Here is a 6,393-nt window from a genome sequence, read left to right as displayed (position 1 = left end):
GGCGCGTCCCGATCCAGGACGAACGGGGTCAGTGCGGCGAGGACGGTGAACACCACACCGACGGCGAAGACGACCAGCGCCGCGATGAACAGGCCGCGGCGTCTGGGCCGGACCGGGGCGGGCTCGGCCGTGTGGGGTGCCCAGGGGTCGGGGTCGTCGGCTGGGGGTCGGGCGTCGGAGGTCACACGGGGGAGGCTACCGGCCCGGCGGGGGCGCCGGGCCACCGCCTCGGCGAGGGTAGTCTCGAGTCATTCGTGGTGGATGTCGGTCGCACGTGTGCGCGATCGTGTGGAGAGGTGGTTCGCGGTGCCCAGTGGCAGGGTCAAGTGGTACGACGCGGAGAAGGGTTTCGGTTTCCTGTCCCACGAGGGCGGGGAGGACGTCTACGTCCGGTCGGACGCGCTCCCAGACGGGGTGGACACGCTCCGGCCCCGCCAGCGCGTGGAGTTCGACATGGTCTCCGGTCGGCGTGGCCCCCAGGCTCTGCGGGTGGTCGTCCACGAGGAGCCCACCGTCGTGCAGGACCGTGCCCCCCGCGGCGGCCCACGGCACTCGCCCGATGAGCTGCACGGGATGGTCGAGGACATGATCAAGGTCCTCGAGACGACCGTCCAACCCGAGTTGCGGCGCGGCCACCGTCCCGACCACAAGGTGTCGGGTCGCGTGGCGTCGGTGCTCCGCGCCGTCGCCCGCGAACTGGACGCGTGACCTGCCGGCTCAGTCCGTGTAGGTGATCCCGACGGACCACTCGCCGCTGAGGATGGTCTCGGAGCCGTCCGCCGCGTAGACGAGCGCGACCCCGCGGAGTGCCAGTCCTTCGATCCGTCCCTCGTCAGGGAGGGTGACCGGGATGAGTAGTTCGCCGGGGCCGTCGGGTTCGAGGGTGTATTCGCGGAACCCGTCCGCGCGGATCTCGTAGACGTCGAGCGTGGCGCGGCGCAGTTCCACCGGCAGCCGCACCGTGAGGGTGTGTTCACCGGTGACCGTGAACTCACCCACCGGGTTGGTGTAGCTCGTGCCGTCGAGGTCCGTCGCGGCGAACGGCAGTACCTCCACGTGGTCGCGGTCGGTGGCGACGGTGATCGCCGGCACCGCCCCGTGACGTGAGGCGGAGCCCTGCCACGCTCCGACGATCGCGGCGACCATGATGATCACCCACGCCAGGATCGCCCAGGTGACTGGGCGGACGCGGGTGCCGGACGCGGGGGCATCGCTGTAAGAGCTCACTCCTCCATTCTGCCGAGCAGGCGCGCGCCGAATGCACGGGGGTCACGTGGCGCTCCGGGGAACCTGGGTCGGTTGCCGCCGAGCCCCGGTACCAGGGTGGACCCGCGCGCGGTCAGGAGCGACTGGCCGAACAGCAGGGCGCCCACGACCGAGATCACGCTGAAGCCCACAGTGAAGTCCGGCGGGAGGAGGACCCCCAGCGCACCGCCCGCGACCCACGCCAGTTGTAGCGCCGTCTCGGACCGGCCGAACGCGGAGGACCGTGCGGAGTCGGGGATGTCCGTCTGGATCGACGCGTCGAGCGCCACCTTGCCGAGCGCGCTGCACACCGCCGCCACCAGTGCGAGGGGGGCCGCCGCCCAGATGTTGCCGAGGAACGCCGCGACCACCGCCGCCGACAGCGCTGCGCCCGCCGCCGTCGTGGTGATCCTGCCCGGTCGGCCCAGGGGGAGACGGGCGCCCACGGCATTCCCCACGAAGGTGCCGAGTCCTCCCGCCGCACCGGCGATCGCGAGCATCCCGGCCTGTTCCGCCGCGGTGGCGTTCTCCTGGGCCTTGGCCACGAACGCGAGGAACAGGGTGAGGAAGCCGGTCATGAACCGGACCATCGACACGGCCCAGAGGTTGGCCAGGACCTGACGGCCCAGCGGCCGGGTGAGAACGGCCTTGAGCCCGCTGACGAGCGGGCGGCCCCGGTCCACGCGCAGGGTCGCCGACTCCTCGTCGAGCGAGGCCTCGGCGTGTGCGGGGATGGTCATCGCGATGTACGCCGTCACCAGCGCCACCGCGGCGAGCAGCCACAGGGCCGCGTCGGAGCCCCACACCCACGACACGGCTCCGGCGAGGGCCCCTGCGATCAACGACCCGCCCACGTGGCCGAGCACCGTCAGCCGGGAGTTCGTCCGGACCAGGTCGAGCGCCGGCGGCAGGACGTGCGGGGTGATCGACGCCTTGACCACGCCGAAGGTCTTGGACAGCACGAGCATCCCCAGCGCGAGGGGATACAGCAGCCAGGAGTCGAAGTTGAGCGCGAGGATCACCGCGAGCACCGCCCGCAGGGTGAAGGTCAACGACACCGTGAGGCGCCGCCCGCTCCGCAGCCGGTCGAGGGCCGGTCCGATCACCGGGGCGATCAGCGCGAACGGGGCGACCGTGACGAGGAGGTACAGGGCCACGTTGCTCCGCGACTCGGCGGTGGCGGCGGAGAAGAACAACGTGTTGGCCAGGGCGACGGCGAGGATGGCGTCGCACGCGAAGTTGGCGACGGTGACGTAACTCAGCTGCGACAGGCCCGATCTGTCGGCCCCGTCGGCGTGGAAGACCCGCCGGACGCCCCGGCCGACGGTGGCCGCGGCTCGACGGGTCGGCCCGGGGGAGCGGTCAGCCAATGAGGCGCACCTCGTACATCGTCGGCCACAACTTCCCTGTGAGCAGCACGTTCTCCGAACCGGGGAGCGCGGCGATCCCGTTGAGAACCGCCTCCCGGCTGGCCGGCCGGGGTCGCTCGAGCGCCGAGGCGTCGTAGATGGCGGTGACCGCGCCGGTGGCGGGGTCGATGCGGATGACCTCGTCCGTCATCCAGACGTTGGCGAGGACGGTGCCGTCCGCGCACTCGAGTTCGTTGATCCGGACCACGGGTGTGCCCCCCGAGGTCACCGAGACCGTGCCGGTGGGCTCGAAGGTGACGGGGTCGCGGAAGGTCAGCTGGTCGGAGCCGTTGCTCATGATCAGCCGTTCGCCGTCGTAACACAGGCCCCAGCCCTCGCCCACGTACGGCACCTCGGAGCGCACCTCGAGGGTCCGGGGGTCCCGGTTGTGGGCGATCCCGTTGGTCCAGGTCAGGGTCCAGAGGGTGTCCGGGGTGACGGCCAGGCCCTCGCCGAACTCGTCGTCCGCCATCCGCACGGAGACGGTGGGCGGGCCGCCGGCGAGCGGGCGGCGCTGCACCTGCGAGCGGGTGAACTCACCCGTCGACTCGTAGATCTCGTCGCCCACCACCTGCAGACCCTGGGTGAACAACTCAGGATCGTGCGGCAGGGTCCGGACGACCTCGACCGAACCCCGTACGGGCCGGGGCTCGGCCGGGCCCACCGGCACCTGTCCGCCGCCCGCGTCGCCGGACCCGGAACCGGAGCCGGAGCCGGTGGGCATGCTCGACGACGCGCGGGAGGCGCCGGGGGACGTGGCGCTCCCGGCGTCGTCGGAACCGGTCGCGGTACACGCCGCGACGGCGCCGACGAGGGAGAGGGAGACCGCGAGAGGGCCGAGGGTGCCGAGGACGCTGCGCATGCGTCAAGGATGCCGTACTACGGGCCGGACCGCGACGCTGTCGCGATGACGCGCATAATGGGTGGGGTGAACACCGAGGTAGGCACGGATCAGGAGGCGGACCCCGTGAGCACCGATCAGGCCTCGGGCTTCGACGAGGCCCTGCGCGAGAGACTGGCCTCGGGCGTTGACGTGGCGCGTGCCGCCGTGGAGGAGTTCGCGTCCGACGGCGTGGGAGAGCACCGGGGGGCCGTCGTCGAGGCGCCGTTCACCACGACGCACCGGTTCGCCTCGGACCTCCCCGGCTACCGCGGGTGGTACTGGGCCTGCGTCCTGGCGCTGGTCCCCGGCGGCGAGCTGACGGTCGACGAGATCTCGCTCCTCCCCGGTCCCGACTCGGTGGTGGCCCCGGAGTGGGTGCCGTGGGAGAAGAGGATCCGCCCGGGCGATCTGGGTGCCGGTGATCTGCTGCCCCCCGCGGACGACGACGAGCGTCTGGTCCCGGGACAACTCCTCACCGGGGACGACGGGCTCGACGAGGTCGCCGGCCCAGTCGGGCTCGGCAGGCCACGGCACCTGAGCCGGGAGGGCCGGTCGGCCGCCGCCGCCCGATGGGCCGCCGAGCGCGGCCCGGACACCGAGATCGCACGCGGTGCCAAGCACCACTGCGGGTCCTGCGGCTTCCTGGTGCCCGTCTCCGGCTCCCTCGGCACGATGTTCGGGGTGTGCGCGAACGAGTACTCCGCCGACGGGCAGGTGGTGCACCTCCAGTACGGCTGCGGCGCCCACAGCGAGGTACAGGTGGCCACGGAGTCCGCGACCCCGGTGGCCGAGGCGTACGACGACGCCGCCGTGGACGTGGTGGTGCTCCCCCAGCAACTGGCGGCCACCGCCGCCCGGGCGCGGGGGGCGGCTGAGCAGGGCGACGAGGTGGGGCAGGGCGACGAGGTGGGGCAGGCCGGTCCGGCGGGCGGTCCCGACCAGCCCTGATCCCGCCGGCCCCCGCCGCCGGTCAGGACTGATCCCGCAGGCATCTCAGGTGCCGACAGCTCAGATGCGGTCGAAGTCGAGACCGCCCTGTGCGCCCGCACTGCCGCGCAGGACGGCACGCCGCTGGAGCGCGTAGACGAGTGTGCCGATCGCACCCACGCCCACGCCCACGGCGCAGAGGATGACCGCGCGCATGTCGACCTCGTCCATGAGCATCACGGCCAGGAGGGCGATCGTCCACGCGAGGGTTCCGATGAGGACGACGGGCCGCGGATCCAGCAGGTAGGCCGGGATCCGGGGCACCTGCGGCTCTGCCGGGCTGTCCGTCATGACCGCGACGCTACCGCAGGCGGGGGGCCGGTTACTCTATGACGGTTCCTCACCCACCGCCAGGAAGGTCTCCAGATGTCGCAGAGCGCCGGGGCCCCGTCACGGTCCCCTGTACGGATCGGGGTCGTCGACCGGTACTTCAAGATCAGTGAGCGCGGTTCGACGGTGGCCCGCGAGGTGCGCGGCGGGTTGGTCAGCTTCTTCGCGATGGCCTACATCATCGTGCTCAACCCGCTGATCCTCGGTTCGGGTGTCGACGTCGAGGGCAACCAGCTGTCGATCATCGAGATCGCCGCCGTCACCGCCTTCACCGCGGGGGTGATGACGGTGGCGTTCGGCGCGATCGCCCGCTACCCGTTCGCCTTCGCGACCGGCCTGGGGATCAACTCCCTCGTCGCGGTCACCATCGCCAGGCAGGTCACGTGGGCCGAGGCCATGGGGCTGATCGTCATCGAGGGCATCATCATCGTCATCCTGGCGGTGAGCGGGTTCCGCAAGGCCGTCTTCGACGCCATCCCCTCGGACCTCAAGGCCGCGATCGCCGTGGGCATCGGGTTGTTCATCGCCATGGTCGGCTTCGTCGACTCCGGTTTCGTGCGTCGACTCCCCGACGCCGCGGGCACCACGGTCCCGGTGGGACTGGGGATCGAGGGGTCGATCGCCTCGTGGCCCACCGCCGTGTTCGCCTTCGGGCTCCTGCTGTGCGGTGTGCTCGTGGCCCGGCAGGTGCGCGGCGGCATCTTCATCGGCATCGTGGTCACCACCGTCGTGGCCATCATCGTCGAGGCCGTCGCGAACGCCGGACCGTCCTTCGTCGACGGTGAGCCCTCGCCCACCGGGTGGAACCTCGCGGTCCCGGGGATCCCCGAGACCCTGGGTGGGCTGCCCAACCTGTCCCTCATCGGGCAGGTGGATCTCTTCGGCGCGTTCGTCCGGATCGGTCCGCTGGCGGCCAGCCTGTTCGTCTTCACCCTGCTGCTCGCCAACTTCTTCGACGCCATGGGCACCTTCACGGGGCTGGGCAAGGAGGCCGGGCTCATGGACGAGAAGGGCAATCTGCCCAACATGAAGACCGCGCTCGTGGTCGAGGGCGTCGGTGCCGTGGCGGGTGGCTTCACCTCGTCGTCGTCCAACACGGTCTTCCTCGAGTCGGCCACCGGCATCGCCGAGGGCGCCCGCACCGGCCTGGCGAACATCGTCACCGGTGCCCTCTTCCTCGTCGCGATGTTCTTCACCCCGCTGTACGAGGTCGTCCCGGTGGAGGCGGCGGCCCCCGCGCTCGTGGTGGTCGGCGCACTCATGATGTCGCAGATCGTCAACATCGACTTCACGCGCTTCGCGATCGCGCTCCCGGCCTTCCTCACGATCGTCACCATGCCGTTCACCTACTCGATCGCCAACGGCATCGGCATCGGGTTCGTGGCCTGGGTCGTGATGGCCACCGCCACCGGCAAGGCCCGGTCCGTGCACCCGCTGCTGTGGGTGGTCGCGGCGGCGTTCCTCGTGTTCTTCGCGATCGGGCCCATCACCGACCTGCTGGCCTGAGCGGCGCGGGCAGTGCTCGTCGTCGACGTCTCC

Annotated in this window: 8 protein-coding genes; 3 read left to right on the top strand and 5 right to left on the bottom strand. The window is 71.5% G+C overall.

From position 1 onward, the window contains the following. Positions 1-185: hypothetical protein (locus G6022_RS10535; RefSeq protein ID WP_182691530.1), on the bottom strand; the 185-nt coding region annotated here is incomplete at its 3' end. A gap of 121 nt (positions 186-306) precedes the next feature. Here G6022_RS10535 and G6022_RS10530 point away from each other — a divergent pair. Next, on the top strand, positions 307-708 hold the full coding sequence (locus G6022_RS10530) for a cold-shock protein (protein WP_179524659.1): 402 nt from the start codon (positions 307-309) through the stop codon (positions 706-708). 9 nt (positions 709-717) lie between these two features. On the opposite strand, the gene G6022_RS10525 is transcribed toward G6022_RS10530, so the two are convergent. From G6022_RS10525 to G6022_RS10515, 3 genes are read right to left on the bottom strand one after another with little or no spacing between them, the layout of a single operon-like run. Next, positions 718-1,227: a DUF2771 family protein gene (locus tag G6022_RS10525; protein ID WP_182638442.1), complete on the bottom strand. Its 510-nt coding sequence runs from the start codon at positions 1,225-1,227 to the stop codon at positions 718-720. Then, positions 1,224-2,615 carry an MFS transporter gene (locus G6022_RS10520; RefSeq protein ID WP_182609791.1) on the bottom strand — a complete coding sequence of 464 codons (1,392 nt, stop codon included), beginning with the start codon at positions 2,613-2,615 and terminating at the stop codon, positions 1,224-1,226. Before G6022_RS10520 ends, G6022_RS10525 begins: the two co-directional genes overlap by 4 nt. Continuing rightward, entirely contained in the window at positions 2,608-3,516 is a 909-nt protein-coding gene (locus G6022_RS10515; RefSeq protein WP_182638441.1) for a glutaminyl-peptide cyclotransferase, read from the bottom strand. The genes G6022_RS10520 and G6022_RS10515 overlap by 8 nt, the downstream gene beginning before the upstream one ends. A 57-nt stretch (positions 3,517-3,573) precedes the next feature. Here G6022_RS10515 and G6022_RS10510 point away from each other — a divergent pair, with 57 nt between their 5' ends. Further along, positions 3,574-4,485 carry a DUF3027 domain-containing protein gene (locus G6022_RS10510; RefSeq protein ID WP_182691532.1) on the top strand — a complete coding sequence of 304 codons (912 nt, stop codon included), beginning with the start codon at positions 3,574-3,576 and terminating at the stop codon, positions 4,483-4,485. Positions 4,486-4,545: 60 nt separating this feature from the next. Here G6022_RS10510 and G6022_RS10505 read toward each other — a convergent pair whose 3' ends face one another. Then, a complete protein-coding gene (locus G6022_RS10505; protein ID WP_182609962.1) occupies positions 4,546-4,815 on the bottom strand; it encodes a DUF2530 domain-containing protein in 270 nt (89 codons plus the stop codon). A 75-nt stretch (positions 4,816-4,890) separates the two neighbouring features. On the opposite strand from G6022_RS10505, the gene G6022_RS10500 reads away from it, so the two are divergent. Further along, entirely contained in the window at positions 4,891-6,360 is a 1,470-nt protein-coding gene (locus tag G6022_RS10500) for an NCS2 family permease (RefSeq protein ID WP_182640030.1), read from the top strand. Positions 6,361-6,393: the final 33 nt, after the last annotated feature.

Origin of the sequence: Dietzia sp. Cai40 (genome assembly GCF_014145165.1) — a bacterium.
Classification (GTDB): Bacteria; Actinomycetota; Actinomycetes; order Mycobacteriales; family Mycobacteriaceae; genus Dietzia; species Dietzia natronolimnaea.
This window is presented reverse-complemented; position numbering and strand designations above follow the sequence as displayed.